Origin of the sequence: Mesorhizobium sp. CO1-1-8 (assembly GCF_020164875.1) — a bacterium.
Classification (GTDB): domain Bacteria; phylum Pseudomonadota; class Alphaproteobacteria; order Rhizobiales; family Rhizobiaceae; genus Mesorhizobium.
In genome coordinates this window covers 74,729-99,214 of record NZ_JAIUGZ010000021.1, presented here as the reverse complement: position 1 = coordinate 99,214, position 24,486 = coordinate 74,729, and the positions used below count along the sequence as shown (strand labels likewise).

The 24,486-nt window shown below is 61.4% G+C and carries 36 protein-coding genes; 35 read left to right on the top strand and 1 reads right to left on the bottom strand.

Translation table 11 applies throughout. From position 1 onward, the window contains the following. Window positions 1-467: 467 nt before the first annotated feature. The 31 genes from rpsL (at window position 468) to rplQ (ending at window position 19,538) form a co-directional block, all read left to right on the top strand. Entirely contained in the window at window positions 468-839 is a 372-nt protein-coding gene (rpsL, locus tag LB558_RS29545) for a 30S ribosomal protein S12 (protein WP_006333356.1), read from the top strand. A 60-nt stretch (window positions 840-899) separates the two neighbouring features. Then, the gene (rpsG, locus tag LB558_RS29540; RefSeq protein WP_008875664.1) at window positions 900-1,370 is read left to right on the top strand and encodes a 30S ribosomal protein S7; all 471 of its coding nucleotides are present in this window, start codon (window positions 900-902) and stop codon (window positions 1,368-1,370) included. A 29-nt stretch (window positions 1,371-1,399) separates the two neighbouring features. Next, the gene (gene fusA / locus LB558_RS29535) at window positions 1,400-3,490 is read left to right on the top strand and encodes an elongation factor G (protein ID WP_224700722.1); all 2,091 of its coding nucleotides are present in this window, start codon (window positions 1,400-1,402) and stop codon (window positions 3,488-3,490) included. A 98-nt stretch (window positions 3,491-3,588) separates the two neighbouring features. Next, the gene (tuf, locus tag LB558_RS29530; protein WP_013531404.1) at window positions 3,589-4,764 is read left to right on the top strand and encodes an elongation factor Tu; all 1,176 of its coding nucleotides are present in this window, start codon (window positions 3,589-3,591) and stop codon (window positions 4,762-4,764) included. A gap of 69 nt (window positions 4,765-4,833) precedes the next feature. Next, a complete protein-coding gene (gene rpsJ, locus LB558_RS29525; protein WP_010909272.1) occupies window positions 4,834-5,142 on the top strand; it encodes a 30S ribosomal protein S10 in 309 nt (102 codons plus the stop codon). A 61-nt stretch (window positions 5,143-5,203) separates the two neighbouring features. Continuing rightward, on the top strand, window positions 5,204-5,932 hold the full coding sequence (rplC, locus tag LB558_RS29520; protein ID WP_127260180.1) for a 50S ribosomal protein L3: 729 nt from the start codon (window positions 5,204-5,206) through the stop codon (window positions 5,930-5,932). After that, window positions 5,932-6,552 carry a 50S ribosomal protein L4 gene (gene rplD, locus LB558_RS29515; RefSeq protein ID WP_013531423.1) on the top strand — a complete coding sequence of 207 codons (621 nt, stop codon included), beginning with the start codon at window positions 5,932-5,934 and terminating at the stop codon, window positions 6,550-6,552. The genes rplC and rplD overlap by 1 nt, the downstream gene beginning before the upstream one ends. Beyond that, window positions 6,549-6,842 carry a 50S ribosomal protein L23 gene (locus LB558_RS29510; RefSeq protein ID WP_013531424.1) on the top strand — a complete coding sequence of 98 codons (294 nt, stop codon included), beginning with the start codon at window positions 6,549-6,551 and terminating at the stop codon, window positions 6,840-6,842. Before rplD ends, LB558_RS29510 begins: the two co-directional genes overlap by 4 nt. Window positions 6,843-6,864: 22 nt before the next feature. After that, window positions 6,865-7,698: a 50S ribosomal protein L2 gene (rplB, locus tag LB558_RS29505; protein ID WP_024505067.1), complete on the top strand. Its 834-nt coding sequence runs from the start codon at window positions 6,865-6,867 to the stop codon at window positions 7,696-7,698. Between the two features lie 16 nt (window positions 7,699-7,714). Beyond that, entirely contained in the window at window positions 7,715-7,993 is a 279-nt protein-coding gene (gene rpsS, locus LB558_RS29500; protein WP_006205463.1) for a 30S ribosomal protein S19, read from the top strand. Window positions 7,994-7,995: 2 nt separating this feature from the next. Next, a complete protein-coding gene (rplV, locus tag LB558_RS29495; protein ID WP_006205462.1) occupies window positions 7,996-8,385 on the top strand; it encodes a 50S ribosomal protein L22 in 390 nt (129 codons plus the stop codon). Beyond that, window positions 8,385-9,110, top strand: coding sequence for a 30S ribosomal protein S3 (rpsC, locus tag LB558_RS29490; RefSeq protein ID WP_013531426.1), 726 nt, complete (start codon window positions 8,385-8,387; stop codon window positions 9,108-9,110). Before rplV ends, rpsC begins: the two co-directional genes overlap by 1 nt. A 27-nt stretch (window positions 9,111-9,137) precedes the next feature. After that, a complete protein-coding gene (rplP, locus tag LB558_RS29485) occupies window positions 9,138-9,551 on the top strand; it encodes a 50S ribosomal protein L16 (RefSeq protein WP_013531427.1) in 414 nt (137 codons plus the stop codon). A 13-nt stretch (window positions 9,552-9,564) separates the two neighbouring features. Further along, window positions 9,565-9,765, top strand: a complete 201-nt coding sequence (gene rpmC, locus LB558_RS29480; RefSeq protein WP_006205459.1) for a 50S ribosomal protein L29 — start codon at window positions 9,565-9,567, stop codon at window positions 9,763-9,765. Between the two features lie 11 nt (window positions 9,766-9,776). Next, window positions 9,777-10,016: a 30S ribosomal protein S17 gene (rpsQ, locus tag LB558_RS29475; protein WP_010909280.1), complete on the top strand. Its 240-nt coding sequence runs from the start codon at window positions 9,777-9,779 to the stop codon at window positions 10,014-10,016. 83 nt (window positions 10,017-10,099) lie between these two features. Then, complete coding sequence (rplN, locus tag LB558_RS29470; RefSeq protein WP_006205457.1) at window positions 10,100-10,468, top strand: 50S ribosomal protein L14; 369 nt, start codon at window positions 10,100-10,102, stop codon at window positions 10,466-10,468. Between the two features lie 12 nt (window positions 10,469-10,480). Further along, window positions 10,481-10,795: a 50S ribosomal protein L24 gene (gene rplX, locus LB558_RS29465; protein WP_013531428.1), complete on the top strand. Its 315-nt coding sequence runs from the start codon at window positions 10,481-10,483 to the stop codon at window positions 10,793-10,795. After that, complete coding sequence (gene rplE, locus LB558_RS29460) at window positions 10,788-11,387, top strand: 50S ribosomal protein L5 (RefSeq protein WP_013531429.1); 600 nt, start codon at window positions 10,788-10,790, stop codon at window positions 11,385-11,387. Before rplX ends, rplE begins: the two co-directional genes overlap by 8 nt. Before the next feature lie 27 nt (window positions 11,388-11,414). Beyond that, a complete protein-coding gene (gene rpsN / locus LB558_RS29455) occupies window positions 11,415-11,720 on the top strand; it encodes a 30S ribosomal protein S14 (protein ID WP_010909282.1) in 306 nt (101 codons plus the stop codon). A 12-nt stretch (window positions 11,721-11,732) separates the two neighbouring features. Further along, the gene (gene rpsH / locus LB558_RS29450) at window positions 11,733-12,131 is read left to right on the top strand and encodes a 30S ribosomal protein S8 (protein ID WP_013531431.1); all 399 of its coding nucleotides are present in this window, start codon (window positions 11,733-11,735) and stop codon (window positions 12,129-12,131) included. An 89-nt stretch (window positions 12,132-12,220) separates the two neighbouring features. Further along, window positions 12,221-12,754 (top strand): 50S ribosomal protein L6, encoded by a 534-nt coding sequence (gene rplF / locus LB558_RS29445; RefSeq protein ID WP_013531432.1) that lies wholly within the window; start codon window positions 12,221-12,223, stop codon window positions 12,752-12,754. 140 nt (window positions 12,755-12,894) lie between these two features. Beyond that, window positions 12,895-13,254, top strand: a complete 360-nt coding sequence (gene rplR / locus LB558_RS29440) for a 50S ribosomal protein L18 (protein WP_224700721.1) — start codon at window positions 12,895-12,897, stop codon at window positions 13,252-13,254. Window positions 13,255-13,384: 130 nt separating this feature from the next. Continuing rightward, on the top strand, window positions 13,385-13,948 hold the full coding sequence (rpsE, locus tag LB558_RS29435) for a 30S ribosomal protein S5 (protein ID WP_006333394.1): 564 nt from the start codon (window positions 13,385-13,387) through the stop codon (window positions 13,946-13,948). A gap of 24 nt (window positions 13,949-13,972) precedes the next feature. Beyond that, entirely contained in the window at window positions 13,973-14,170 is a 198-nt protein-coding gene (rpmD, locus tag LB558_RS29430) for a 50S ribosomal protein L30 (protein ID WP_006205449.1), read from the top strand. Between the two features lie 22 nt (window positions 14,171-14,192). After that, on the top strand, window positions 14,193-14,669 hold the full coding sequence (gene rplO / locus LB558_RS29425) for a 50S ribosomal protein L15 (RefSeq protein WP_013531434.1): 477 nt from the start codon (window positions 14,193-14,195) through the stop codon (window positions 14,667-14,669). A gap of 192 nt (window positions 14,670-14,861) precedes the next feature. Next, window positions 14,862-16,202 carry a preprotein translocase subunit SecY gene (gene secY, locus LB558_RS29420; protein ID WP_127260177.1) on the top strand — a complete coding sequence of 447 codons (1,341 nt, stop codon included), beginning with the start codon at window positions 14,862-14,864 and terminating at the stop codon, window positions 16,200-16,202. Beyond that, entirely contained in the window at window positions 16,199-16,795 is a 597-nt protein-coding gene (locus tag LB558_RS29415; protein WP_224700720.1) for an adenylate kinase, read from the top strand. Before secY ends, LB558_RS29415 begins: the two co-directional genes overlap by 4 nt. Window positions 16,796-17,005: 210 nt before the next feature. After that, the gene (rpsM, locus tag LB558_RS29410) at window positions 17,006-17,374 is read left to right on the top strand and encodes a 30S ribosomal protein S13 (RefSeq protein ID WP_013531437.1); all 369 of its coding nucleotides are present in this window, start codon (window positions 17,006-17,008) and stop codon (window positions 17,372-17,374) included. Window positions 17,375-17,500: 126 nt separating this feature from the next. Continuing rightward, complete coding sequence (gene rpsK, locus LB558_RS29405; protein ID WP_006205444.1) at window positions 17,501-17,890, top strand: 30S ribosomal protein S11; 390 nt, start codon at window positions 17,501-17,503, stop codon at window positions 17,888-17,890. Window positions 17,891-17,991: 101 nt separating this feature from the next. Next, window positions 17,992-19,002, top strand: a complete 1,011-nt coding sequence (locus LB558_RS29400) for a DNA-directed RNA polymerase subunit alpha (protein WP_013531438.1) — start codon at window positions 17,992-17,994, stop codon at window positions 19,000-19,002. A gap of 104 nt (window positions 19,003-19,106) precedes the next feature. Further along, a complete protein-coding gene (rplQ, locus tag LB558_RS29395; RefSeq protein WP_224700719.1) occupies window positions 19,107-19,538 on the top strand; it encodes a 50S ribosomal protein L17 in 432 nt (143 codons plus the stop codon). A gap of 67 nt (window positions 19,539-19,605) precedes the next feature. Here the strand turns inward: rplQ and LB558_RS29390 are convergent, their stop codons facing one another. Then, a complete protein-coding gene (locus LB558_RS29390; RefSeq protein WP_224700718.1) occupies window positions 19,606-20,211 on the bottom strand; it encodes a hypothetical protein in 606 nt (201 codons plus the stop codon). A gap of 139 nt (window positions 20,212-20,350) precedes the next feature. Here LB558_RS29390 and LB558_RS29385 point away from each other — a divergent pair, with 139 nt between their 5' ends. From LB558_RS29385 to LB558_RS29370, 4 genes are all read left to right on the top strand, one after another. After that, window positions 20,351-21,838 (top strand): DegQ family serine endoprotease, encoded by a 1,488-nt coding sequence (locus LB558_RS29385; protein ID WP_224700717.1) that lies wholly within the window; start codon window positions 20,351-20,353, stop codon window positions 21,836-21,838. A gap of 48 nt (window positions 21,839-21,886) precedes the next feature. After that, window positions 21,887-23,194 carry a replication-associated recombination protein A gene (locus tag LB558_RS29380; RefSeq protein ID WP_224700716.1) on the top strand — a complete coding sequence of 436 codons (1,308 nt, stop codon included), beginning with the start codon at window positions 21,887-21,889 and terminating at the stop codon, window positions 23,192-23,194. 34 nt (window positions 23,195-23,228) lie between these two features. Continuing rightward, window positions 23,229-23,444, top strand: coding sequence for a DUF930 domain-containing protein (locus LB558_RS29375; RefSeq protein ID WP_224700715.1), 216 nt, complete (start codon window positions 23,229-23,231; stop codon window positions 23,442-23,444). Window positions 23,445-23,599: 155 nt separating this feature from the next. Beyond that, on the top strand, window positions 23,600-24,430 hold the full coding sequence (locus LB558_RS29370; protein WP_127295791.1) for an aspartyl/asparaginyl beta-hydroxylase domain-containing protein: 831 nt from the start codon (window positions 23,600-23,602) through the stop codon (window positions 24,428-24,430). The last annotated feature ends 56 nt before the right edge of the window (window positions 24,431-24,486 follow it).

Below are 24,486 nucleotides of genomic sequence, written 5' to 3'. Positions count from 1 at the left end.
GGCGAGGGGGTTTTGACTGCTCATGCGGCCTTTTCGCATGAAGCAAGGCCGCGCAACAGCGCAAACCCATTCACTTTGCCTGAAGGCTTGTCACTTTCTTCCTCGCTCTTGCAAAAATGCGAAAGAAAATTACATGCGGTTTTCGCATGGCTGCCAAGCCTTGGCCGGCGCGCAATATTTGGTGCTCCGGGCTTGACGGTCCGCGGTCTTACGAGTAGAAGCCGCCCAGTCAGAACCGATGTGAGGCTCTCCCTTCCGAAGCGACACGCTTTGGAGTTTGCCTCAAACAGGGTTCGTTTTACGAGCGAAAAGACATTTCCGGCGTGCACGAAGCGGCTTCCGCTTCCTCTGCCTTTTGTTCGGGCAAGACCGCGAGGCGCGGTTTATGGCCCGAATTTGCGTATGGAAATGACGCTTTGAGCGGCCCTGACCGGGCGAGACACGGAATTGAGAGACAAGAGGGTTTAATGCCTACCGTCAACCAGCTGATCCGCAAGCCGCGCATTGCGCCGGTGAAGCGCAACAAGGTCCCGGCCATGCAGCAGAACCCGCAGAAGCGGGGCGTCTGCACGCGCGTCTATACAACGACGCCGAAGAAGCCGAACTCGGCGCTGCGCAAGGTGGCCAAGATCCGCCTGACCAATGGTTTTGAAGTGATCGGGTACATCCCCGGCGAAGGCCACAACCTTCAGGAACACTCCGTGGTGATGATCCGCGGCGGCCGCGTCAAGGATCTTCCGGGCGTTCGCTACCACATCATCCGCGGCGTGCTCGACACGCAGGGTGTGAAGAACCGCAAGCAGCGCCGTTCGAAGTACGGCGCCAAGCGTCCGAAGTAAGATTTTCCGGCCTTGGCGCTCCTTGAGTGCGTCGGGCTATGAGATTGAGAGACAAAAGCCATGTCGCGTCGTCACAGTGCAGAAAAGCGTGAGATCAATCCGGACCCGAAGTTCGGCGATCTGATCGTCACCAAGTTCATGAACGCCGTCATGTATGACGGTAAGAAGTCGGTCGCCGAGACCATCGTCTACGGCGCGCTCGACCAGGTTCAGTCGAAGACCAAGCAGGAGCCGGTCACCGTCTTCCATCAGGCACTCGACAATGTCGCGCCGCATGTTGAAGTGCGTTCGCGTCGTGTCGGCGGCGCCACCTACCAGGTTCCGGTCGACGTGCGCCCCGAGCGCCGCCAGGCATTGGCCATTCGCTGGCTGATCGCTGCGGCCCGCAACCGCAACGAGACCACGATGGTCGACCGCCTCTCCGGCGAGCTGATGGACGCGGCCAACAACCGCGGCACGGCTGTCAAGAAGCGTGAAGACACCCACAAGATGGCTGAAGCCAACCGCGCTTTCGCGCACTACCGCTGGTAAAGCGCGAACGAGACTGAGAGGCAGCTACGATGGCCCGCGAATACAAAATCGAAGACTACCGCAATTTCGGTATCATGGCGCATATTGACGCCGGCAAGACGACGACCACCGAGCGCGTCCTCTACTACACGGGCAAGTCGCACAAGATCGGCGAAGTCCACGACGGCGCTGCCACCATGGACTGGATGGAGCAGGAGCAGGAGCGCGGCATCACGATCACGTCCGCCGCGACCACGACCTTCTGGAAGGCTCGTGACGGCAAGATGCACCGCTTCAACATCATCGACACCCCCGGACACGTCGACTTCACCATCGAAGTCGAGCGTTCGCTGCGCGTGCTCGATGGCGCCATCGCGCTGCTCGATGCCAATGCCGGCGTTGAGCCGCAGACCGAGACCGTCTGGCGCCAGGCCGACAAGTATCGCGTTCCGCGCATGATCTTCTGCAACAAGATGGACAAGATCGGTGCCGACTTCTACCGCTCGGTCGAGATGATCGGTTCGCGCCTCGGCGCGCATGCCGTCGTCATGCAGCTGCCGATCGGCGCCGAGACCGAGTTCAAGGGCGTTGTCGACCTCGTCGAGATGAACGCGCTGGTCTGGCGCGACGAGACGCTGGGCGCAGCCTGGGATATCGTCGAGATCCCGGACGACCTCAAGGCTCGTGCCGAAGAATACCGCGAGAAGATGATCGAGGCCGCCGTCGAAATGGACGAGACGGCGCTTGAGAACTACCTCGAAGGCAAGATGCCGTCGAATGACGAGATCCGCGCGCTGATCCGCAAGGGCACCATCGCGGTCAAGTTCTACCCGATGTTCTGTGGCTCGGCCTTCAAGAACAAAGGCGTGCAGCCGCTGCTCGACGCCGTCGTCGAATATCTGCCGTCGCCGGCCGACGTTCCCGCCATCAAGGGCGTCGATGCCAAGACCGACGCCGAGATCGAGCGTCATGCCGACGACAACGAGCCGCTGTCGATGCTTGCCTTCAAGATCATGAACGACCCGTTCGTCGGTTCGCTGACCTTTGCCCGCATCTATTCGGGCAAGCTCACCAAGGGCATCTCGGTCGACAACACCGTGAAGGGCAAGAAGGAGCGCATCGGCCGCATGCTGCAGATGCATGCGAACTCGCGCGCCGACGTCGAAGAGGCTTTTGCCGGCGACATCGTTGCTCTTGCCGGTCTCAAGGACACGACCACCGGCGACACGCTGAGCGATCCGCTGCATCCGGTCATTCTCGAGCGCATGGAATTCCCCGATCCGGTCATCCAGATCGCCATCGAGCCGAAGACCAAGAACGACCAGGAAAAGATGGGCCTCGCCCTTCACCGCCTGGCCGCCGAGGATCCGTCCTTCCGCGTCAAGACCGACGAGGAAAGCGGCCAGACCATCATTTCGGGCATGGGCGAACTTCACCTCGACATCATCGTCGACCGCATGCGTCGCGAGTTCAAGGTCGAGGCCAATGTCGGCGCACCGCAGGTGGCTTATCGCGAGACGATCACCCGCAGGCACGAACAGGATTACACGCACAAGAAGCAGACCGGCGGTACTGGTCAGTTCGCTCGCGTCAAGATCGTCTTCGAGCCGAACCCGGACAGCAGCGAGTTCGAGTTCGAGACCAAGATCGTCGGCGGCGCCGTGCCGAAGGAATACATCCCCGGCGTCGAAAAGGGCATCAACAGCGTCATGACCTCGGGTCCGTTCGCGGGCTTCCCGATGATCGGCGTCAAGGCGACCCTCATCGACGGCGCCTACCACGATGTCGACTCCAGCGTCTTGGCTTTCGAAATCGCCGGCCGCGCCTGCTTCCGTGAAGCAGCACCCAAGCTTGGTGTGCAGCTGCTGGAGCCGATCATGAAGGTCGAAGTTGTGACGCCGGAAGACTACGTCGGCAGCGTCATCGGCGACCTGAACGGTCGTCGTGGCCAGATCCAGGGTCAGGAAGCGCGTGGCGTTGCCGTGGTCATCAACGCGATGGTGCCGCTCGCAAACATGTTCAAGTATGTCGACAACCTGCGCTCGATGAGCCAGGGCCGTGCGGCCTACACGATGCAGTTCGATCACTACGAGCCGGTCCCGACCGCGGTGGCCCAGGAAGTCCAGAAGAAATACGCGTAAGGGTTCCTTAGCCACCGACGTCGCGTCCCTGCGCGGTGCCGGATCTGAAGAGCGAATAACAATTTCCCCCAAGCGGGTAGAATAGACGGAGAACGATTATGGCCAAAGGTAAATTCGAGCGTAACAAGCCTCACGTGAACATCGGCACGATTGGCCACGTCGACCATGGCAAGACGTCGCTGACGGCGGCGATCACCAAGTATTTTGGCGAATACAAGCGCTACGACCAGATCGACGCTGCCCCTGAAGAAAAGGCGCGCGGCATCACGATCTCGACGGCGCACGTCGAATACGAGACGGCCAACCGCCACTACGCTCACGTCGACTGCCCCGGCCACGCCGACTATGTGAAGAACATGATCACCGGTGCCGCGCAGATGGACGGCGCGATCCTGGTCGTGTCGGCTGCCGACGGCCCGATGCCGCAGACCCGCGAGCACATCCTGCTGGCCCGTCAGGTCGGCGTGCCGTCGATCGTGGTGTTCCTGAACAAGGTCGACCAGGTCGACGACGCCGAGCTGCTCGAACTGGTCGAGCTCGAGGTTCGCGAGCTTCTGACCAAGAACGAATTTCCCGGCGACGACATTCCGATCGTCAAGGGTTCGGCTCTGGCTGCCCTGGAAGATAGCGACAAGAAGATCGGTGAAGACGCGATCCGCGAGCTGATGGCTGCGGTCGATGCCTACATCCCGACGCCGGTTCGTCCGCTCGACAAGCCGTTCCTGATGCCGATCGAAGACGTGTTCTCGATCTCGGGTCGCGGCACGGTCGTGACCGGCCGCGTCGAGCGCGGCGTGGTCAAGGTCGGCGAAGAGCTGGAAATCATCGGCATCCGTCCGACGACCAAGACGACCTGCACGGGCGTCGAGATGTTCCGCAAGCTGCTCGATCAGGGCCAGGCCGGCGACAACATCGGCGCGCTGCTGCGCGGCGTTGATCGTGAAGGTGTCGAGCGCGGCCAGGTTCTGGCCAAGCCGGGCACGGTGAAGCCGCACAAGAAGTTCGTGGCCGAAGCCTACATCCTGACCAAGGACGAAGGTGGCCGTCACACGCCGTTCTTCACCAACTACCGTCCGCAGTTCTACTTCCGCACGACCGACGTGACCGGCATCGTGTCGCTGCCGGAAGGCACCGAGATGGTGATGCCGGGCGACAACATCACGGTCGATGTCGAACTGATCGTGCCGATCGCCATGGAAGAGAAGCTGCGCTTCGCTATCCGTGAAGGCGGCCGCACCGTCGGTGCCGGCATCGTCGTCACCATCAAAGAGTAATTTGGACTTAAACCGATCTGTCGCGGGCGCGGGAGTTGCCCGCGCCGCGCCAGAACAAGGAAGTGACGCATGAACGGACAGAATATCCGCATCCGCCTTAAGGCGTTTGACCACCGCGTGCTCGACGCCTCGACGAAGGAAATCGTGTCGACGGCCAAGCGTACCGGTGCAAACGTCCGCGGCCCCATTCCGCTGCCGACGCGGATCGAAAAGTTCACGGTCAACCGGTCGCCTCACGTCGACAAGAAGAGCCGCGAGCAGTTCGAGATGCGCACGCACAAGCGTCTGCTCGACATCGTCGATCCGACCCCGCAGACGGTCGATGCTTTGATGAAGCTCGATCTGGCCGCCGGCGTCGACGTCGAGATCAAGCTCTAAGGGAATGAGAGCGCGGTAAGGGGCGGTGCCCCTGGCCCGGAACTCTAAAGGAATTGAACCGATGCGTTCAGGTGTGATTGCAAAGAAGGTGGGAATGACCCGCATCTACAACGATGCCGGGGAACATGTTCCCGTCACCGTTCTCCTGATGGAGAACTGCCAGGTCGTGGCCCAGCGCACGCAAGAGAAGAATGGCTACACCGCCGTTCAGCTCGGCGTTGGCCTTGCCAAGGTGAAGAACACGTCGAAGGCGATGCGCGGCCATTTCGCGACCGCTTCCGTCGAGCCGAAGGCGAAGGTCGCCGAGTTCCGCGTCTCCGCCGACAACATGATCGATGTCGGCGCCGAGATCACCGTCGAGCATTTCGTCGCCGGCCAGAAGGTCGATGTGACGGGCACGACGATCGGCAAGGGCTTTCAGGGCGTCATCAAGCGCCACCACATGGGCGGTGGCCGTGCAACGCACGGTAACTCGGTTTCGCACCGTACGCACGGTTCGACCGGCCAGCGCCAGGACCCGGGCAAGGTGTTCAAGGGCAAGCATATGGCTGGCCACATGGGCGACGTCAGGGTCACCACGCAGAATGTCGAGATCGTATCGACCGACGCCGACCGCGGCCTGATCCTGATCCGCGGTGCGGTTCCCGGATCGAAGGGCGCCTGGATCCTGGTTCGCGATGCGGCCAAGGTGGCACTGCCGGCCAATGCGCCGAAGCCTGCCGCGATCCGCGCCGTTGCTGCCGAAAGTGGCGCCAAGAACGAGGCTCCGGCCACAGAGGGAGCGGAATAATGGATCTCAAGATCACAACGCTGGGCGGCAAGGACGCCGGCAAGGTGGAACTCTCCGACGAGATTTTCGGCCTTGATCCGCGCGAAGACATCCTGCAGCGCGTCGTGCGCTGGCAGCTTGCCAAGAAGCAGCAGGGCACGCACAAGACCAAGGGTCGCGCCGAGATCGCGCGCACCGGAGCCAAGATGTACAAGCAGAAGGGTACGGGCCGCGCCCGTCACCATTCGGCACGCGCTCCGCAGTTCCGCGGCGGCGGCAAGGCCCACGGCCCGGTCGTTCGCAGCCACGAGCACGAACTGCCCAAGAAGGTTCGTGCTCTGGGCCTCAAGCATGCTCTCTCGGCCAAGGCCAAGAGCGCGTCGATCATCATCATCGACGAGCTGAAGCTGACCGAGGCCAAGACGAAGGCGCTGATCGCGAATTTCGCGACGCTGGGCCTGACCAACGCTTTGCTGATCGGCGGCGCCGAGCTTGACAAGAACTTCAAGCTGGCGGCGACGAACATCCCCAACATCGACGTGCTGCCCATCCAGGGCATCAACGTCTACGACATTCTGCGCCGCGGCACGCTGGTCCTTTCGAAGGCCGCCGTCGAGGCTCTCGAGGAGCGCTTTAAATGACCGACCTTCGTCATTACGACGTGATCGTCTCGCCGGCGATCACCGAAAAGTCGACCATGGCCTCCGAGCAGAACAAGGTCGTCTTCAACGTCGCCAAGAAGGCGTCGAAGCCGGAAATCAAGGCCGCCGTCGAAGCGCTGTTCGGCGTCAAGGTGATGGCCGTGAACACGCTTGTCCGCAAGGGCAAGATCAAGCGCTTCCGTGGCACGGTTGGCCGCCAGAGCGACGTCAAGAAGGCGGTTGTGACGCTGGCCGATGGCCAGTCGATCGACGTCGCGACGGGTCTCTGAGCAAGGCCGCGAGGACAGAACAATGGCACTGAAAAAATTCAACCCGGTAACGCCCAGCACCCGTCAGCTGGTCATCGTCGACCGCTCGGGCCTCTACAAGGGCAAGCCCGTCAAGGGTCTGACCGAAGGCCTGACCAAGTCGGGCGGCCGCAACAATCATGGTCGCATCACCGCCCGCTTCATCGGCGGTGGTCACAAGCGTTCGTACCGCATCATCGACTTCAAGCGCCGCAAGTTCGACGTCGTCGGCACGGTCGAGCGCATTGAGTACGATCCGAACCGCACCGCCTTCATCGCGCTGATCAAGTATGACGATGGCGAGCTGTCCTACATCATCGCTCCGCAGCGTCTGGCTCCCGGCGACAAGATCGTGTCCGGTGAATCGGTCGACGTGAAGCCGGGTAATGCGATGCCGCTGGCTTCGATGCCGGTCGGCACCATCGTCCACAACATCGAGCTGAAGCCGGGCAAGGGCGCTCAGGTCGCCCGTTCGGCAGGTGGTTACGGTCAGTTGGTCGGTCGTGACCAGGGCATGGCGATCCTGCGCCTCAATTCGGGCGAGCAGCGCGTCGTTCACGGCTCCTGCATGGCCACTGTCGGCGCCGTGTCCAACCCGGACCACGGCAACATCAATGACGGCAAGGCCGGTCGCACGGTCTGGCGTGGCAAGCGCCCGCACAATCGCGGCGTGACCATGAACCCGGTGGACCATCCGCACGGCGGCGGCGAAGGCCGCACATCGGGTGGCCGCCATCCGGTTTCGCCCTGGGGCAAGCCGACCAAGGGCAAGAAGACGCGGTCCAACAAGGCGACCGACAAGTTCATCCTGCGCTCGCGCCATCAGCGCAAGAGCTAAGAAGAGGTAACGCCAAGTGACTCGTTCGATTTGGAAAGGCCCCTTCATTGACGGCTACCTTCTCAAGAAGGTGGACAAGGTTCGTGAAGGTGGTCGCAATGAGGTGATCAAGATGTGGAGCCGTCGCTCCACCATCCTGCCGCAGTTCGTCGGCTTCACCTTCGGTGTCTACAACGGCCAGAAGCATGTTCCCGTCTCGGTGAACGAGGACATGGTCGGTCACAAGTTCGGTGAATTCGCTCCGACCCGGACCTATTACGGTCACGGCGCGGATAAGAAGGCGAAGAGGAAATAATCATGGGCAAGGCCAAAGCTCCGCGCAGGCTTGCTGATAACGAAGCGCGCGCCGTATTGCGCACGATCCGTATCAGCCCGCAGAAGCTGAACCTCGTTGCCGCGCTGATCCGCGGCAAGAAGGTCGCGACAGCGCTTTCCGATCTCGAATTCTCGGCCAAGCGGATTTCCGGCACGGTCAAGAAGACGCTGGAATCGGCAATCGCCAACGCCGAAAACAACCACGACCTGGATGTCGATGCACTGATCGTGGCGGAAGCCTATGTCGGCAAGTCGATCGTCATGAAGCGGTTCCATGCCCGTGGCCGCGGTCGCGCCAGCCGTATCGAGAAGCCGTTCTCGCACCTCACGATCGTCGTTCGTGAAGTCGAAGAAAAAGGGGAGGCCGCATAATGGGCCAGAAAGTCAATCCGATCGGTCTTCGCCTCGGCATCAACCGCACCTGGGATTCGCGCTGGTTCGCGAACACCGGCGAGTACGGCAAGCTGCTGCATGAGGACATCAAGATCCGCAAGTATCTCGAGAAGGAGCTCAAGCAGGCTGCCATCTCGAAGGTCGTGATCGAGCGCCCGCACAAGAAGTGCCGCGTCACCATCCATGCCGCGCGCCCGGGTCTGATCATCGGCAAGAAGGGCGCCGACATCGAGAAGCTTCGCAAGAAGCTGATGGAGATGACGAAGTCCGAGACGCACCTCAACATCGTTGAAGTGCGCAAGCCGGAGATCGACGCGACCCTGGTCGCCCAGTCGATCGCCCAGCAGCTCGAGCGTCGTATCGCGTTCCGCCGCGCCATGAAGCGTGCCGTTCAGTCGGCGATGCGCCTCGGTGCCGAAGGCATCCGCATCAACTGCGCCGGCCGCCTCGGCGGCGCCGAGATCGCGCGCATGGAATGGTATCGCGAAGGCCGCGTGCCGCTGCATACGCTGCGTGCGGACGTCGACTACGGTACGGCCGAAGCGCATACGGCTTATGGCATCTGCGGCGTCAAGGTCTGGGTGTTCAAGGGCGAAATCCTTGAGCATGACCCGATGGCTTCCGAGCGTCGGGCCAGCGAAAGCGATGCAGCGCATGGCGGTGGTGGTGATCGCGAACGCGGTCGTCGTCGCGAAAACGCCTGAGACATTTAGGAATTTGGAGTTAGAACGATGCTGCAGCCAAAGCGCACAAAGTTCCGCAAGCAGTTCAAGGGCCGTATCCATGGTACCGCAAAGGGCGGCACCAACCTGGATTTCGGTGGTTTCGGGCTGAAGGCGCTTGAGCCGAACCGCGTCACCGCACGTGAGATCGAGGCGGCCCGCCGCGCGATCACGCGTGAAATGAAGCGCGCCGGTCGCGTCTGGATCCGTATTTTCCCGGACGTTCCGGTCACTTCGAAGCCGACCGAAGTCCGCATGGGCAAGGGCAAGGGCGCGGTCGATTACTGGGCGGCGCGCGTCAAGCCGGGCCGCATCATGTTCGAGATCGACGGCGTCAATGAAGAAACCGCCCGTGAGGCACTGCGTCTCGGCGCGGCCAAGCTCTCGGTCAAGACGCGCTTCGTGCAGCGCATCGCAGAATAAGGACGGGCTGATCATGAAAGCCGAAGACATCCGGACCAAGACCCAGGACCAGCTGACCGACGACCTGGCCAGCCTGAAGAAGGAGCAGTTCAACCTGCGCTTCCAGAAGGCCACCGGCCAGCTCGAGAAGACCGCGCGCGTGAGACAGGTCCGTAAGGATATTGCGCGTATCAAGACCATCGCTGCGGAAAAGTCCGCGGCTAAGAAGGCTTAAGGACGAAAACCATGCCAAAGCGCATTCTGCAGGGCACCGTCGTCAGCGACAAGAACGAGAAGACGGTTGTCGTCAAGGTCGAACGGCGCTTCACGCATCCCGTGATGAAGAAGACCGTGCGCATGACCAAGAAGTACAAGGCGCACGACGAGAACAACGCCCACAAGGTAGGCGATCAGGTGTTCATCCAGGAATCGAAGCCGATTTCCAAGGACAAGCGCTGGATCGTCGTGTCTTCGGACCAAGCCTGACCTCGGGCGTAAACAACGAATTTTGGACAGACCGGGGAGGGGCTTTGAGCCCATCCCGTTAGAAGAGAAGAAGGCGGCCAGTCATGATTCAGATGCAAACAAACCTCGACGTCGCGGATAATTCCGGCGCCCGTCGTGTCATGTGCATCAAGGTGCTGGGCGGCTCGAAGCGGAAATACGCTTCCGTGGGCGACATCATCGTGGTGTCGATCAAGGAAGCCATTCCGCGCGGCCGCGTGAAGAAGGGCGATGTGATGAAGGCGGTCGTGGTTCGCACGGCCAAGGACATCCGCCGCCCGGACGGCAGCGTGATCCGTTTCGACAAGAACGCGGCCGTTCTCGTCGACAACAAGAAAGAGCCGATCGGCACGCGTATCTTCGGACCGGTTCCGCGCGAACTCCGCGCCAAGAACCACATGAAGATCATCTCGCTCGCGCCTGAAGTGCTGTAAGGAGCCGGACCAATGCAAAAGATTAGAAAAGGCGACAAGGTCGTCGTGCTGGCCGGCAAGGACAAGGGCCGTTCGGGCGAAGTCCTCTCGGTTCAGCCGAAGGAAGACACCGCGCTGGTGCGCGGCGTCAACATGATCCGCCGTCACCAGAAGCAATCCCAGTCCCAAGAGGGCGGGATCATCACCAAGGAAGCGCCGATCCAGCTGTCGAACATCGCGCTGGCCGACCCCAAGGATGGCAAGCCGACCCGCGTCGGTTTCATCTTCCAGAAGGACGGCAAGAAGGTGCGCGTCGCCAAGCGCTCGGGAGAAGTCATCAATGGCTAAGGCTCAAACCACGAAGCCCAAGGCTGAAAGCAAACAGTCCAAGGCTCAGAACACGCCGCGCCTCAAGCAGGTCTACAACGAGACCATCCGCAAGGCGCTGCAGGAACAATTCGGTTACGACAACGAGATGCAGGTTCCGCGCATCGACAAGATCGTGCTGAACATGGGCGTTGGCGAAGCGACCGCCGATTCGAAGAAGCCTTCGATCGCGGCCGAAGACCTGGCGATGATCGCCGGCCAGAAGGCCGTCGTCACCCGCGCCCGCAACTCGATCGCCGGCTTCAAGGTCCGCGAGAAGATGCCGATCGGCGCCAAGGTCACGTTGCGCAAGGAACGCATGTACGAGTTCCTCGACCGCCTCGTGAACATCGCACTGCCGCGCGTCCGCGACTTTCGCGGACTGAATCCGAAGAGCTTCGATGGCCGTGGCAACTACGCCATGGGCATCAAGGAACACATCGTGTTCCCGGAGATCAACTACGACAAGGTTGATCAGATCTGGGGCATGGACGTCATCGTTTGTACGACTGCGAAGACGGACGACGAAGCCAGGGCATTGCTCAAGGCCTTCAACTTCCCCTTCCGCCAGTAACGGCAGCGAGAAAAGGAAAAATCTGAAATGGCAAAGACCAGCTCAGTCGAGAAGAACAACAGGCGCCGCAAGCTTGCCGACCAGTACGGTCCCAAGCGGGCTGCCCTGAAGGCGATCATCATGGATCAGTCCAAGCCGATGGAAGAGCGCTTCCGCGCTCAGCTCAAGCTTGCTGCCCTGCCGCGCAACTCGGCCAAGATCCGCATCCGCAACCGCTGCGAAGTCACCGGCCGTCCGCGCGCCTACTATCGCAAGCTCAAAGTATCGCGCATCGCGCTTCGTGATCTCGGCAATAACGGCCAGATCCCGGGCTTGGTCAAGTCGAGCTGGTAAGGAGGACATAACATGTCATTGAGCGATCCTCTCGGCGATATGCTGACCCGCATCCGCAACGCGTATGGCCGCAAGAAGTCGAGCGTTTCGACGCCGGCTTCGCGTCTGCGCACCCGCGTCCTCGACGTGCTGAAGGCTGAAGGCTATATCCGCGATTACAGCCAGACCGACTTCGACAACGGCAAGTCCGAAATCGAAATCGAACTGAAGTATTTCGACGGCGCGCCGGTCGTGCGCGAAATCGCCCGCGTCTCGAAGCCAGGCCGCCGCGTCTATGTTTCGGCCAAGTCGATTCCGCAGGTCGCAAACGGCCTCGGCATCGCCATCCTTTCGACACCGAAGGGCGTGATGGCCGACCATGAAGCACGTGAACAGAACGTCGGCGGTGAGATCCTCTGCCAGATCTTCTGATCTGGCAGTTGACCGCAAAGTGGAATCCGGTCTTCGGATCGTTCCCGAAGACAGAGACCTGAAACAAGAGAAGTGACGAGGACAACAAAATGTCTCGTATTGGAAAGAAACCCGTTTCGCTGCCGCAGGGCGTGACCGCGACCGTCAACGGCCAGACCGTGACGGCGAAGGGCCCCAAGGGTGAGCTGAAGTTCGTGGTGAACGACGAAGTCCTGGTCAAGATGGAAGGCAGTGAGATCGCTGTCCAGCCGCGCGACCAGACCAAGACCGCCCGCTCCAAGTGGGGCATGTCGCGCACGCAGATCGTCAACATCCTGCAGGGCGTCAAGGACGGTTTCGAGAAGAAGCTCGAGATCACCGGCGTCGGCTATCGCGCGGCACTTCAGGGCAAGAACCTGCAGCTGGCGCTTGGCTTCAGCCATGACGTCGTCTATGAGACGCCGCAGGGCATCACCATCACGGTGCCGAAGCCGACCGAAATCACCGTGGCCGGCATCGACAAGCAGCAGGTCGGCCAGGTTGCGGCCGAGATCCGCGAGTATCGTGGTCCCGAGCCCTACAAGGGCAAGGGCGTCCGCTATGCTGGCGAGAAGATCGTCCGCAAGGAAGGCAAGAAGAAGTAGTGGGCCTGGCCTCGAAAAGTCCAAGACTTTTCGGAAAGGGCCAAGCTAAGAAGTGTAACGCCGCGGGGAGCGGTCGCGGGAGGCGCTTTCGCCTACCGCATATGGCGGCCCCCCGTTTTTTGAAGGCAAGGAAGACCATCATGGGTACCAAGGAATCCACGCAGCGCCGTGCGCAGCGCGTCCGTCGTCAGATCAAGAAGGTCGCCGGCGAGCGTCCGCGTCTGTCGGTCCACCGCACGTCGAAGAACATCTACGTGCAGGTCATCGACGACGCCAAGGGCCACACCATCGCCGCCGCTTCGACGCTTGAGAAGGACCTCAAGGGTTCGCTCAAGACCGGCGCCGACACCGCCGCCGCCGCCGCGATCGGCAAGCTGATCGCCGAGCGCGCCACCAAGGCCGGCATCAAGGAAGTCGTCTTCGACCGCGGCGCCTACATCTATCACGGCCGCGTCAAGGCGCTCGCCGAGGCTGCCCGTGAAGGTGGCTTGAGCTTCTAAGCATGATCCCGAAAAGTTGCAGACTTTTCGGATAGGGATTATGCGAAGGAATTGATTTCGCCCCGGTGACCCACAGAGGCACCGGATCTTATCAGCAACCGTGCTTCCGGAAAAAAACAAGGAACAGGATATGGCACAGGAACGTAGGGATGGCGGCCGCGGCCGCGATCGTGAAGAACGCGATGACGGCATGGTGGACAAGCTCGTCCACATCAACCGCGTCGCCAAGGTCGTCAAGGGCGGCCGTCGCTTCGGTTTTGCAGCACTCGTCGTCGTCGGCGACCAGAAGGGCCGTGTCGGCTTTGGTCACGGCAAGGCGCGCGAAGTGCCGGAAGCTATCCGCAAGGCAACTGAATCGGCCAAGCGCGACATGATCTTCGTGCCGCTGCGCTCGGGCCGTACGCTGCACCACGACGTCGAAGGACGCTGGGGTGCTGGACGCGTGCTGCTGCGCGCCGCCAAGCAAGGTACCGGCATCATCGCCGGCGGCCCGATGCGCGCTGTCTTCGAGACGCTCGGCATGCACGACGTGGTCGCCAAGTCGATGGGTTCGTCGAACCCCTACAACATGGTTCGCGCCACCTTCGACGCGCTGAAGAGCCAGATGCATCCCAAGGATGTGGCTGCTGCTCGCGGCATCAAGTATTCGACCCTTCAGGCCCGCCGCGGCACCGCCGTTGCGGCTGAAGAATAGTCGATCTGACCAGGGATTTTGACCATGGCCAAGAAAGCAACCAAGACCATCACCGTTGAGCAGATCGGTTCGCCGATCCGCCGTCCGAAGGAACAGCGCGCGACGCTGGTCGGTCTCGGCCTCAACAAGATGCACAAGCAGCGCACGCTGGAAGATACGCCCTCCGTGCGCGGCATGATCGCTGCCGTCCAGCATCTCGTCCGCGTCGTGGACGAGGGCTGAGCCAGAGCGCAGGAGAACTCAGATGAAACTCAACGATCTGCGTGACAAGGACGGCGCGACGCACTCCAAGAAGCGTCTCGGCCGTGGTATCGGCTCCGGCTCCGGCAAGACCGGCGGTCGCGGCGTCAAGGGCCAGAAGGCGCGCTCCGGCGTCGCCATCAACGGCTTCGAGGGCGGCCAGATGCCGCTCTACCGGCGCCTGCCGAAGCGTGGCTTCAACAACATCTTCGCCAAGAGCTTCACCGTCGTGTCGCTGGCCCGCATCCAGGTCGCCATCGACGCCAAGAAGCTCGACGCCAAGGCAACCGTGACGGCTGAATCGCTGGTTGCCGCCGGCGTCATCCGCCGCGTCAAGGACGGCGTGCGCATCCTCTCGGACGGCGAGATCAAGGCGAAGCTCGCCTTTGACGTCGCCGGCGCCTCCAAGGCCGCGATCGAGAAGATCGAAAAGGCCGGCGGTTCGGTCAAGCTGCCGCAGGAAAAGGCAGCTGCCGAGTAACGGCAATTTGAAGCGCGATCGGCAGGAGTGGGATCTGTTTTTGCTCACGATTGCGCTTTGATCTGCTCAACGAGGCGGCCGCGTCAACGCGGCCGCTTGCATGTTTAGAGCCCGGAGCTTATCTCGTGAGCTTCGGTGAAACGCGCCGCCTGACCTCAGGGCCATCAAGCGTTACCAAGCGGAGAATCAGGCATGGCTTCGGCTGCTGAACAATTAGCCTCGAATCTGAATTTCTCGGCCTTCGCCAAGGCGGAGGACCTCAAGAAACGAATCTGGTTCACGATCGGCGCACTGCTCGTCTATCGCCTCGGCACCTACATCCCGCTTCCCGGTATCAATCCCGACGCCTTCGCCCAGGCCTTCTCTTCGCAGAGCAAGGGCGTGCTCGGCATGTTCAACATGTTCGCCGGCGGCGCCGTGCAGCGCATGGCGATCTTTGCGCTCGGCATCATGCCTTACATCTCCGCCTCCATCATCATGCAGCTGATGACCTCTGTCATCCCGTCCCTGGAAGCGCTGAAGAAGGAAGGCGAACAGGGCCGCAAGGTCATCAACCAGTACACGCGCTACGGCACCGTGCTGCTTGCGCTGGTTCAGGCCTATGGCATTTCTGTTGGTCTGGAAGGCGGCAATGGCATCGTCAGCGATCCCGGCATGTTCTTCCGCATCTCGACCGTCGTCACGCTGGTCGGCGGCACCATGTTCCTGATGTGGCTGGGCGAGCAGATCACCGCCCGCGGCATCGGTAACGGCATTTCGCTGATCATCTTCTCCGGCATCGTTGCCGGCCTGCCGCACGCCATCTCCGGCACGCTGGAGCTTGGCCGCACCGGCGCGCTGTCGACCGGCCTGATCCTGGCGATCATCGTGCTGGCCGTCGTCGTCATCGCGCTCATCGTGTTCTTCGAGCGCGCCCAGCGCCGCTTGCTGATCCAGTATCCGAAACGCCAGGTCGGCAACCGCATGTTCCAGGGCGATACCTCGCATCTGCCGCTGAAGCTCAACACGTCGGGTGTCATTCCGCCGATCTTCGCCTCGTCGCTGCTGTTGCTGCCGGCCACCGTCGCAGGCTTCTCGCAGACGACCAACATGCCGGCTTGGGCAAGCACCATCCTGGCCGCGCTCGGCCATGGCCAGCCGCTCTACATGGCATTCTATGCGGCGATGATCGTGTTCTTCGCCTTCTTCTACACTGCGATTGTCTTCAACCCGAAGGACACCGCCGACCAGCTCAAGAAGCATTCAGGCTTCATCCCGGGTTATCGTCCGGGCGAGCGCACCGCCGATTACATCGATTACGTTCTCACCCGCATCACCGTCGTCGGCGCCATCTATCTGGTGCTGGTGTGCCTGCTGCCGGAGTTCCTGATCTCGGCGACTGGCGTACCATTCTACCTTGGTGGCACATCGCTTCTGATCGTGGTCAGTGTCACGCTCGATACGGTTGCGCAGATTCAGGGTCACCTGATTGCGCACCAGTATGAAGGCCTGATCAAGAAGTCGAAGCTGCGCGGGGGGAAGAAAGCCAGATGAGGTTGATATTGCTTGGGCCGCCAGGAGCGGGCAAGGGGACGCAAGCACAAAGACTGGTAGAGAAACACGGCATACCCCAGCTCTCGACGGGCGACATGCTGCGTGCTGCCGTCCAGGCAGGCACCGAAGTCGGCAAGCGCGCCAAGGCGGTGATGGATGCCGGTGAACTGGTGTCCGACGCGATCGTCAACGCGATCGTCGCCGAGCGTATCGATCAGCCCGACTGCGCCAAAGGGTTCATCCTCGACGGCTATCCGCGGACCCTGGTGCAGGCGGATGCGGTCGAGCAGATGCTGTTGGATCGCTCCCAGGGCCTCGACGCCGTTATTGAGCTCGTGGTCGACGACAAAGCCCTGGTTGGCCGGATCGTCAAGCGCGCCGACGAGGCGCAGGCCGCCGGCCTTCCCGTTCGCAAGGACGACAACCCAATCGTGTTCGAAGAACGCCTGAGGGAATACTACAAGAAGACCTCGCCGCTGATTGGCTACTACTATGCCAAGGGCAAGCTCCGCAGTGTCGACGGCATGGCCGATATCGACGCCGTGACGGAACAGATCGAAGCGGTGCTCAAGGACGCAGTGCGGGGAAATTAACGATTGCACTTGACGGGAGCGGTCCGCTGCGGTATGGCGGCCCGTCTTCCTATCAGGCATGAGCTTTGCTTGTCCGCAAGGGCAAGGCAGCCGCATTGAACTGGAAACTCCCGCATGGGCCGGCCTCCACCGGACGCGGGGCAACTTAAGACAGCGCCGAGCCTGCCTTGTTTTTGAGGATTGGCTGGCCCACATGGAGAAGGGAAGAACATGGCTCGTATAGCCGGCGTCAATATTCCGACCAACAAGCGCGTTGTCATTGCGCTTCAGTACATTCACGGCATTGGCAAGCGGTTCGCCCAGGAGATCGTCGACAAGGTCGGCATCCCGGCCGAGCGTCGCGTCAACCAGCTGACCGACGCGGAAGTGCTGCAGATCCGCGAAACCATCGACCGCGATTACCAGGTTGAAGGCGATCTGCGCCGCGAAGTCTCGATGAACATCAAGCGGCTCATGGACCTCGGCTGCTACCGCGGCCTGCGTCACCGTCGCTCGCTGCCGGTCCGTGGCCAGCGCACGCATACCAATGCGCGCACCCGCAAGGGCCCCGCCAAGTCGATCGCCGGCAAGAAGAAGTAAGTCAGCGAATAGCGAGTAGCCGCTAGCGAGTAGGGATCCCTACTCGCTATTCCCTACTCACCACTCGCTTTCCTAGGTGGAGCCGCTGGCATTACGGCGGTGTAGAGATCAACTGAAAGGACTATCATGGCCAAGGAAGCCGCTCGTGTTCGCCGTCGCGAACGCAAGAACATCTCGTCGGGCGTTGCCCACGTCAATTCGACCTTCAACAACACGATGATCACCATCACTGACGCGCAGGGCAATTCGATTGCCTGGTCGTCGGCCGGTGCCCAGGGCTTCAAGGGTTCGCGCAAGTCGACCCCGTTCGCTGCCCAGATGGCTGCCGAGGATGTTGCCAAGAAGGCCCAGGAACACGGCATGCGCATGCTTGAAGTCGAGGTCTGCGGACCTGGCTCCGGTCGTGAATCGGCGCTGCGCGCCCTGCAGGCGGCAGGTTTCACCATCACCTCGATCCGTGATGTGACGCCGATCCCGCACAATGGCTGCCGCCCGCGCAAGAAGCGTCGCGTCTAAGCATTTACCGAACGCCGCGCGAGCGCCCTGGGCGCTCCTCCACGGCATTCCAGGTCGCCCGCCACGATTGGATGGTGGCGGGTCAACGGAAGGAAAGCATCATGATCCAGAAAAATTGGCAGGAACTGATCAAGCCGAACAAGATCGAGTTCTCGTCGAAGAAGAAGACGCTGACCACGCTGGTCGCCGAGCCGCTCGAGCGTGGCTTTGGCCTGACGCTGGGCAACGCGCTGCGCCGCGTGCTTCTGTCTTCGCTGCGCGGTGCGGCTGTCACCGCCGTGCAGATCGACGGCGTCCTGCATGAATTCTCGTCCATCGCCGGCGTGCGCGAGGACGTGACCGACATCGTCCTCAACATCAAGGAAATCGCCATCCGCATGGAAGGCGATGGTCCCAAGCGCATGGTCGTTCGCAAGCAGGGACCGGGTGCGGTTCTCGCTGGCGACATCCAGACGGTTGGCGACGTCGAGATCCTCAACCCCGACCACGTCATCTGCACGCTGGACGAAGGCGCTGAAATCCGCATGGAATTCACCGTCGACACCGGCAAGGGTTACGTGCCGGCCGACCGCAACCGCGCCGAAGACGCGCCGATCGGCCTGATCCCGGTCGACAGCCTCTATTCGCCGGTCAAGAAGGTCTCCTACAAGGTCGAGAACACCCGCGAGGGCCAGGTTCTCGACTATGACAAGCTGACCATGACCATCGAGACCGACGGTTCGATCACCGGCGAGGACGCGGTGGCTTTCGCCGCCCGCATCCTGCAGGACCAGCTCGGCCTGTTCGTCAACTTCGACGAGCCGCAGAAGGAAGTCGCCGCCGAGGCCGTCACCGAGCTCGCCTTCAACCCGGCGCTGCTCAAGAAGGTCGACGAACTCGAGCTTTCGGTGCGTTCGGCCAACTGCCTGAAGAACGACAACATCGTCTATATCGGCGACCTGATCCAGAAGACCGAAGCCGAGATGCTGCGCACCCCGAACTTCGGCCGCAAGTCGCTGAACGAGATCAAGGAAGTCCTGGCGGCGATGGGCCTGCACCTCGGCATGGAAGTGCCGGACTGGCCGCCGGAAAACATCGAAGACCTCGCCAAGCGTTACGAAGACCAATATTGAGCATGAATTCCAAGGATTGGCGGCGTGGGCCGCTCGATCCAACGGTCATGCGGAAAACCATCAGAGGCCGCGGCCTCTTGAACAACTGAAGAAGGAAAAGAGCCATGCGCCACGGTTTCAAAGGCCGTCGCTTCGCCCGAAGCATTAGCCATCGCAAGTCGATGTTCGCCAACCTCGCCGTGTCGCTGCTCGAGCACGAGCAGATCGTCACCACCCTGCCGAAGGCGAAGGACCTGCGTCCGATCGTCGAGAAGCTGGTGACGCTCGGCAAGCGTGGCGACCTGCACGCGCGCCGCCAGGTCATTGCCCAGATCGGCAATGAAGGCGTCGTCAAGCGTCTGTTCGACACCATCGCGCCTCGCTATGCCAACCGCAATGGCGGCTATCTGCGCATCATGAAGGCGGGCTTCCGTCACGGTGACAACGCCGCCATGGCTGTCATCGAGTTCGTCGATCGCGACGTCTCGGCCAAGGGCGCCGGCGACCGCGCTCGCATCGAAGCCGAAAGCACTGACGCGGACGCCGCAGCCGCATAAGGCTCGGTTTTCCCAAATGAGTTCAAAGGGGCCTGCGGGCCCCTTTTTTGTTGCCACCGTCTTTGGTCTATCGAGCAAGCGTCAGGTAGTCGCGACCGCTCAGCAGATTCCAATTGAAAGCGCCGGGGACCTCTTCGAACGCCGGCTGGGGATAGGAATAGATACTGTCGAGAGTGGCATGGGCATCGATATTGCTGACCAATTGCGACACTGTGGAGTTGGTTAGATATTTTTGGGCGTCCCCATCTTCGATGAAGTCCGTGTCCACTCGGAAATGAATCTGGATGGGACCCGCACAGATGTTCAGCAAGATGTCGTCGCTCAAGACGGCGTAGAACACTGCGGCCTCTTCTGGAGCCCACAGGCCGGCAGCCAGGAATTCCGACGGTTTGGTGTTTCCATTGAAGCCATCCAGCGAAAGCGAAAGGTCATCGATAAGAACCTCGAAATCGCCTTCGAGGTAGCCGGCTTCTTCGATTTGGAACCAGTTCATCTGGTGAGGCGCCTGATCATCAAAGGACATTTCGAGCTTTCCGAAAGCCCAATAGTCCGGATCTGCATGCTCAGGAGTGCCGAGCACGTCGGCGATCTCGATCATTTTCATATCGGGGGAGACCGGGCCCATTTTGCCGGTCTTCAAAAAGTCACGGAATGAAACGAGTTGTTTTTTCATAACAGCTGACGAGGGTTTTCGGTTTCAAGTCGACCTATAGCTATTTGCTGCCCAAAATAATCGGATTTCAGCGGCTTAGCCTTTCATTTTGCACAATCGTCGGGACAATGCCCCCGAACTTGCCTTGGAGGATTCGCGAATGCGCGCCAACCGACTGTCCCTTGTTCTGCTCTTCGCCATGATGGCGTTCGCAGCCGCACCGGCGGTCAGGCAGGCATTGGCCGAGGAGACCAAGACCGATCCCGGCCTGTCCGATGTGCTGACCGACCTGCTGCATGGCGTCGAGGGCGAGAACGCCACGGCTGGTCCTGACAAGCGCGTGCCGTTCGGCCGCGAGGAGGTGCAGCTGTCGTTTGCGCCGCTGGTCAAGCAGACGGCGCCGGCCGTGGTCAATGTCTATGCCTCGCAGACCGCCAAGGTCACGTCGCCTTTCGACGGCGATCCGTTCTTCGAGGAATTCTTCGGCCGCTCCCAGCCGCGTGCGCAGTCTTCTCTGGGCTCCGGCGTGCTGGTCGACCCGACCGGCGTCGTGGTCACCAATTACCACGTCATCAAGGATGCCGATCAGGTCAAGGTGGCGACTGCGGACGGGCGTGAGTTCGACAGCAAGGTCCTGCTCAAGGACGAGACGCTCGACCTTGCCGTGCTCAAGATCACCTCGGACAAGCCGTTTCCGGTCATTGCCATCGGCGATTCCGACGCGCTCGAGGTCGGCGATCTGCTGCTGGCCATCGGCAACCCCTTCGGCGTCGGCCAGACCACCACCAGCGGCATCGTCTCGGCACTGGCCCGCAGCCATATCGGCGTCTCCGATTCCAGCTTCTTCATCCAGACCGACGCCGCCATCAATCCCGGCAATTCCGGCGGCGCGCTGATCAACATGGGCGGCCAGCTGGTTGGCATCAACACGGCCATCTACAGCCGCAGCGGCGGTTCGATCGGCATCGGCTTTGCCATTCCCTCGAACATGGTTCGCGCCTTTGCCGACGCGGCCAAGGCCGGGCTCGACTTCTTCGAACGGCCCTATATCGGCGCCGAGTTCGAAGCGGTGACGCCGCAGATCGCAGAATCGCTCGGCATGGAGAAGCCGACCGGTGCGCTGGTCTCGTCGGTCGAGGCGACCGGACCGGCCGCCAAGGCGGGGCTCAAGCCCGGCGACGTCGTGCTGCAGCTCAACGGCAAGCCGGTCGAGAGCATCGAAGCGCTGGACTACCGGATGGCGACGCTGTCGATCGGCACCACCGCCAATTTCGCGGTTTTGACCAAGGGCCAGCAGGCGGCGATGGACATCGCGCTCGAGCGCGCCCCGGAAGGCATGAAGGCTGCCGAGGTGACGCTGCATGGCCGCAGCCCGTTCTCGGGCGCCAAGGTCGCGGAACTGTCGCCCCGGCTCGCTCAGCGGCTTGGCCTGCGTACGGACATCAAGGGCGTCACCGTGGTCGACATCAACCGCGATTCACCGGCCGCCGATTTCGGCTTCCAGCCGGGCGACATCGTGCGCGAGGTGAACGGCACCACCATCGATACCGCGGCGACCCTCGAGCTGGCGGCCAAGACGGATACGCGCTGGTGGCGCTTTACGGTCGAACGTGGCGGGCAGATACTGCGTCAGGTGTTGCGTTATTAGAGCTGGGTTCCGTGCATTCGGGCTCATGCTCCAACGAAAAAGAAGTGCATGGCCGATCTGTTCAGCGTCGATGAACCGGAAAAGGCGCCGCTAGGGCGGCCGCTGGCCGACAGGCTGCGGCCGAAGAATCTTGGCGAGGTCGTCGGCCAGGAGCATCTGACCGGCCCTGACGGCGCGCTGACCCGACTGATAGGTTCGGGTTCGCTCGGCTCGATGATCTTCTGGGGCCCACCCGGCACCGGCAAGACGACCGTGGCGAGGCTGCTTGCCGGCGAAACCAGCCTGGCCTTCGAGCAGATATCGGCCGTCTTTTCCGGCGTCGCCGACCTGAAGAAGGTGTTCGAATCAGCCAAATTGCGCCGTGCCAATGGCCGCCAGACCTTGCTGTTCGTTGACGAGATCCATCGCTTCAACCGCGCCCAGCAGGACAGTTTCCTCCCCGTCATGGAGGACGGGACAGTCGTGCTGGTTGGCGCCACGACCGAAAACCCGTCCTTCGAACTCAATGCCGCTCTGCTGTCGCGCGCGCGCGTTCTGGTCTTCCATTCGCTTGGCGAGGAGAGCATCTCCAAGCTGATGGTGCGGGCCGAGGAAACCGAGGGCAGGGCGCTGCCGCTCGACGACGAGGCGCGGGCCATGCTCATACGCATGAGCGATGGCGATGGCCGGGCCTCGCTGACGCTCGCGGAAGAAGTCTGGCGGGCAGCCAAACCGGGCGAGGTCTTCGATCCTGAGGGCCTGCAGCGCATCGTCCAGCGCCGAGCGCCGATCTACGACAAGGGCCAGGACGGCCATTACAATCTGATCTCGGCGCTGCACAAATCGGTACGCGGTTCAGATCCTGACGCGGCTCTCTACTATCTTGCACGTATGTTCGATGCCGGCGAGGATCCGCTCTATCTAGGCCGCCGGCTGGTGCGCATGGCCATGGAAGACATCGGCCTTGCCGACCCGCAGGCGCTTGTCGTCGCCAATGCCGCCAAGGATGCCTACGACTATCTCGGCTCGCCCGAAGGCGAACTCGCCTTTGCCGAGGCCACCGTCTATCTCGCCACCGCACCCAAATCCAACGCCGTCTACAACGCTTTCAAAGCGGCCACGCGGGCCGCGAAGGAGCACGGCTCGCTGTTGCCGCCCAAGCACATCCTCAACGCGCCGACCAAGCTGATGAAAGACGAGGATTACGGCGCCGGCTATCGTTACGATCATGACGAGCCGGATGCCTTTTCGGGGCAGGATTATTTTCCGGAGAAGATGGGCCGCCAGACCTTCTATGATCCGCCCGAGCGCGGCTTCGAGCGCGACATCAGGAAGCGGCTCGATTATTGGGCGAAGCTGCGCAAAGAGCGGGAATAGCAGGGTTGCGTAAGGCCATTGACCAGATCTACCGATGGCATCCGGATTTCAGCCGGCGCGGGTCGTGTCTTTTGCTGCGGCCGCGAATGGTGCGGCTTTCCGCAGTCGCAGAAACTGGTATGGTCTGAAGTTCAGATGCCAACTGGCTGGGGACGGCGAAAGCGTCGTCGGTTTCGAGTTCCTGGTTGGCGATCTGGTTCCCAGGGAAAAATGGGGACGAGCTTGGCCTGCCGGCGGTGCATTGACCTGATACCGGCAGGCTTCATCAGGCAGCCAGCCGGCCACGATAGCAAGGCCGTTGTGTGGTAACCCAAAAAACCTTATCAAGGCGCACGGCCGGGCGGTGGCCGTTGCCCTGATTTTGGCACCTCATTCGCAACAGGATCGCGCTTCGCGCGTGGAAAAATGACAAAAACCCTTCGCAAATCCCTTCGCAAATTCGCCATTGCCATCCCGCTTCTCGCCCTTGGCTTCTATTTTATTCCCATCCTGACGACGATCTTCATCATCTGCGGCCTGATCGACGTGCTGCGCAACGACCGCAAGGATCTGTCGCTGTTCTCAGGCTACTTTCTCGGCAATGGCCTGTTCACCTGGCTGCTTTCGCCGTTCAATCTGCTGGTCGACCTCCTGTGCTACAGAAATCCGGGCGTCTGGAAGCTGGAGCAGTTTCCCGCCGACTATCAGCGCGAGGTCAACGAGGTCCTGGACATCTTCAAGGCGCGCAAGGATGAGATCATCGCCGACATCGATGCCAATTTCGGCGCCGGCCGGCGCGGCATGTATGTCTACCAGTGGTACGGCAAGCACAGGATCGACAATGTCGCCGAGTTCAACAAGGATTTCAAATACATCAAGACCATCGCCGTTTCCGTGTTCAGCAAGCGCGAATCGACGTCCTGGCATTTCGGCCCGCTGCGGCTCAGCCTGCGCATTCTCTACAATCTGATCCCGGTGAAGTCGGAGATTTTCGTCGAATGCGGCAACGTCAAGAATTACTGGTACGACAATCCGCTGTTCATCTTCGACGATACGCTGCTGCATCGCTCGGTCAACGAGTATGACGGCCGCCGCTACTGCGTGTTCATGGACATTATCAGGCCATCCCCGGTTCCCCGCCTCATCGCGGGCATGCTCGCCATTGTCTCGGTGAGCGTCGAGCGCATCAATTCCATGTTCTACAAGAACTGGAAGATGATCGGTTCGACCAAGCCGAAGAATGCCGGGACGACCTGAGCTCGAGAAATCGACGCTGCCGGCTCTGCCGGCAGCATTTGCGTGCCCTGCATGTG

Excerpts from the sequence above, each read along its gene's own strand:
- rpsL (WP_006333356.1), top strand. The coding sequence starts at position 468 with ATGCCTACCGTCAACCAGCTGATCCGCAAGCCGCGCATTGCGCCGGTG.
- rpsG (WP_008875664.1), top strand. The coding sequence starts at position 900 with ATGTCGCGTCGTCACAGTGCAGAAAAGCGTGAGATCAATCCGGACCCG.
- fusA (WP_224700722.1), top strand. The coding sequence starts at position 1,400 with ATGGCCCGCGAATACAAAATCGAAGACTACCGCAATTTCGGTATCATG.
- tuf (WP_013531404.1), top strand. The coding sequence starts at position 3,589 with ATGGCCAAAGGTAAATTCGAGCGTAACAAGCCTCACGTGAACATCGGC.
- rpsJ (WP_010909272.1), top strand. The coding sequence starts at position 4,834 with ATGAACGGACAGAATATCCGCATCCGCCTTAAGGCGTTTGACCACCGC.
- rplC (WP_127260180.1), top strand. The coding sequence starts at position 5,204 with ATGCGTTCAGGTGTGATTGCAAAGAAGGTGGGAATGACCCGCATCTAC.
- rplD (WP_013531423.1), top strand. The coding sequence starts at position 5,932 with ATGGATCTCAAGATCACAACGCTGGGCGGCAAGGACGCCGGCAAGGTG.
- LB558_RS29510 (WP_013531424.1), top strand. The coding sequence starts at position 6,549 with ATGACCGACCTTCGTCATTACGACGTGATCGTCTCGCCGGCGATCACC.
- rplB (WP_024505067.1), top strand. The coding sequence starts at position 6,865 with ATGGCACTGAAAAAATTCAACCCGGTAACGCCCAGCACCCGTCAGCTG.
- rplV (WP_006205462.1), top strand. The coding sequence starts at position 7,996 with ATGGGCAAGGCCAAAGCTCCGCGCAGGCTTGCTGATAACGAAGCGCGC.
- rpsC (WP_013531426.1), top strand. The coding sequence starts at position 8,385 with ATGGGCCAGAAAGTCAATCCGATCGGTCTTCGCCTCGGCATCAACCGC.
- rplP (WP_013531427.1), top strand. The coding sequence starts at position 9,138 with ATGCTGCAGCCAAAGCGCACAAAGTTCCGCAAGCAGTTCAAGGGCCGT.
- rpmC (WP_006205459.1), top strand. The coding sequence starts at position 9,565 with ATGAAAGCCGAAGACATCCGGACCAAGACCCAGGACCAGCTGACCGAC.
- rpsQ (WP_010909280.1), top strand. The coding sequence starts at position 9,777 with ATGCCAAAGCGCATTCTGCAGGGCACCGTCGTCAGCGACAAGAACGAG.
- rplN (WP_006205457.1), top strand. The coding sequence starts at position 10,100 with ATGATTCAGATGCAAACAAACCTCGACGTCGCGGATAATTCCGGCGCC.
- rplX (WP_013531428.1), top strand. The coding sequence starts at position 10,481 with ATGCAAAAGATTAGAAAAGGCGACAAGGTCGTCGTGCTGGCCGGCAAG.
- rplE (WP_013531429.1), top strand. The coding sequence starts at position 10,788 with ATGGCTAAGGCTCAAACCACGAAGCCCAAGGCTGAAAGCAAACAGTCC.
- rpsN (WP_010909282.1), top strand. The coding sequence starts at position 11,415 with ATGGCAAAGACCAGCTCAGTCGAGAAGAACAACAGGCGCCGCAAGCTT.
- rpsH (WP_013531431.1), top strand. The coding sequence starts at position 11,733 with ATGTCATTGAGCGATCCTCTCGGCGATATGCTGACCCGCATCCGCAAC.
- rplF (WP_013531432.1), top strand. The coding sequence starts at position 12,221 with ATGTCTCGTATTGGAAAGAAACCCGTTTCGCTGCCGCAGGGCGTGACC.
- rplR (WP_224700721.1), top strand. The coding sequence starts at position 12,895 with ATGGGTACCAAGGAATCCACGCAGCGCCGTGCGCAGCGCGTCCGTCGT.
- rpsE (WP_006333394.1), top strand. The coding sequence starts at position 13,385 with ATGGCACAGGAACGTAGGGATGGCGGCCGCGGCCGCGATCGTGAAGAA.
- rpmD (WP_006205449.1), top strand. The coding sequence starts at position 13,973 with ATGGCCAAGAAAGCAACCAAGACCATCACCGTTGAGCAGATCGGTTCG.
- rplO (WP_013531434.1), top strand. The coding sequence starts at position 14,193 with ATGAAACTCAACGATCTGCGTGACAAGGACGGCGCGACGCACTCCAAG.
- secY (WP_127260177.1), top strand. The coding sequence starts at position 14,862 with ATGGCTTCGGCTGCTGAACAATTAGCCTCGAATCTGAATTTCTCGGCC.
- LB558_RS29415 (WP_224700720.1), top strand. The coding sequence starts at position 16,199 with ATGAGGTTGATATTGCTTGGGCCGCCAGGAGCGGGCAAGGGGACGCAA.
- rpsM (WP_013531437.1), top strand. The coding sequence starts at position 17,006 with ATGGCTCGTATAGCCGGCGTCAATATTCCGACCAACAAGCGCGTTGTC.
- rpsK (WP_006205444.1), top strand. The coding sequence starts at position 17,501 with ATGGCCAAGGAAGCCGCTCGTGTTCGCCGTCGCGAACGCAAGAACATC.
- LB558_RS29400 (WP_013531438.1), top strand. The coding sequence starts at position 17,992 with ATGATCCAGAAAAATTGGCAGGAACTGATCAAGCCGAACAAGATCGAG.
- rplQ (WP_224700719.1), top strand. The coding sequence starts at position 19,107 with ATGCGCCACGGTTTCAAAGGCCGTCGCTTCGCCCGAAGCATTAGCCAT.
- LB558_RS29390 (WP_224700718.1), bottom strand. The coding sequence starts at position 20,211 with ATGAAAAAACAACTCGTTTCATTCCGTGACTTTTTGAAGACCGGCAAA.
- LB558_RS29385 (WP_224700717.1), top strand. The coding sequence starts at position 20,351 with ATGCGCGCCAACCGACTGTCCCTTGTTCTGCTCTTCGCCATGATGGCG.
- LB558_RS29380 (WP_224700716.1), top strand. The coding sequence starts at position 21,887 with ATGGCCGATCTGTTCAGCGTCGATGAACCGGAAAAGGCGCCGCTAGGG.
- LB558_RS29375 (WP_224700715.1), top strand. The coding sequence starts at position 23,229 with ATGGCATCCGGATTTCAGCCGGCGCGGGTCGTGTCTTTTGCTGCGGCC.
- LB558_RS29370 (WP_127295791.1), top strand. The coding sequence starts at position 23,600 with ATGACAAAAACCCTTCGCAAATCCCTTCGCAAATTCGCCATTGCCATC.